The organism is Tsuneonella suprasediminis, assembly GCF_003605755.1.
Taxonomy (GTDB): domain Bacteria; phylum Pseudomonadota; class Alphaproteobacteria; order Sphingomonadales; family Sphingomonadaceae; genus Tsuneonella; species Tsuneonella suprasediminis.
Genome location: NZ_RAHJ01000009.1, coordinates 1 through 1,210, shown reverse-complemented (window position 1 = coordinate 1,210; position 1,210 = coordinate 1). Strand labels below are relative to the sequence as shown.

Sequence of the window (1,210 nt, the reverse complement as noted above, 5' to 3'; positions counted from 1 at the left end):
GGCCCTAACTCCTGAGAGGAAGGGTCTACGATGAGCAAGACGACGAACAAGTTTGCACCGGAAGTTCGCGAGCGGGCAGTCCGCCTGGTTCTGGACCAAGAGAGCGAGCATCCATCCCGGTGGGCAGCGATCACATCCATAGCGGCGATGATTGGCTGTTCAGGGCACACGTTGCTGGAGTGGGTGAAGAAAGCCGAGGTGAACAGCGGCAAGCGTGCCGGCGTACCGGTGGAGGTTGCAGACAAGCTGAAGGCGCTGGAACGCGAGAACCGCGAGCTGCGCCAGGCCAACGAGATCCTGCGCAAGGCCTCTGCATATTTTGCCCAGGCGGAGCTCGACCGCCCGTTCAAGCGATGACCAGCTTCATTGATGAGCATCGGGGTGAGTATGGGGTCGAGCCGATCTGCCGGGTTCTGCCGATCGCCCCATCAACCTACCACGAGCGTGTCGCACAGCGCCGCGATCCGTCGCGCCTGTCACCACGCGCCCAGCGCGACGAAGCAATGAAGCCCGAGGTTCAGCGCGTGTTCGATGCCAACTTCAAGGTCTACGGGTATCGCAAGGTGTGGCGGCAGATGCAGCGCGAGGGCTTCGATATTGCCCGCTGCACGGTGGAACGGCTGATGCGTGAGCTGGGCCTGCAGGGCGTGATCCGGGGGAAGCCGGTGAAGACGACGATGAGCGACAAGGCAGCGCCATGTCCGCTCGATCAGGTCAACCGCCAGTTCCATGCACCGGCACCCAACATGCTGTGGGTCTCGGACTTCACCTACGTCGCGACGTGGTCCGGGTTCGTCTATGTCGCCTTCGTGATCGACGTTTACGCCCGCTATATCGTGGGCTGGCGGGTGAGCAGAACGGCGCATGCCAGCTTTGTACTCGATGCCCTGGAGCAGGCGATCCATGACCGACGGCCTGTTCACCGTGGCGGCCTGATCCACCACAGTGATCGTGGCAGCCAATATGTCTCGATCAAGTATACCGAGCGTCTTGCCGAAGCCGGGATCGAACCATCGGTCGGCAGTGTTGGCGACAGCTACGACAACGCCTTGGCCGAAACGATCAACGGCCTTTACAAGGCCGAGGTCATCCACCGCCGAGGTCCGTGGCGATCATTTGAAGCCGTGGAATACGCCACGCTCGAATGGGTCGACTGGTTCAACAACCGGCGCCTGCTCGCGCCCATCGGCAATATCCCGCCTGCCGAAGC

General features: G+C 62.0%; 1 protein-coding gene and 1 other annotated feature. The gene reads left to right on the top strand.

The window, feature by feature from the left end; translation table 11 throughout:
* Positions 1-30: 30 nt before the first annotated feature.
* Positions 31-1,210, top strand: a protein-coding gene (locus D6858_RS02625) for an IS3 family transposase (protein ID WP_120106929.1) whose coding sequence is annotated in 2 segments (ribosomal slippage) — positions 31-319 and positions 319-1,210 — 1,181 coding nt annotated over the 2 segments. Because the reading frame shifts where the segments join, the coding sequence is not laid out codon by codon here. This gene is flagged as partial in the annotation.
* Positions 312-428: a sequence feature (AL1L pseudoknot), on the top strand. Its footprint overlaps the gene before it by 117 nt.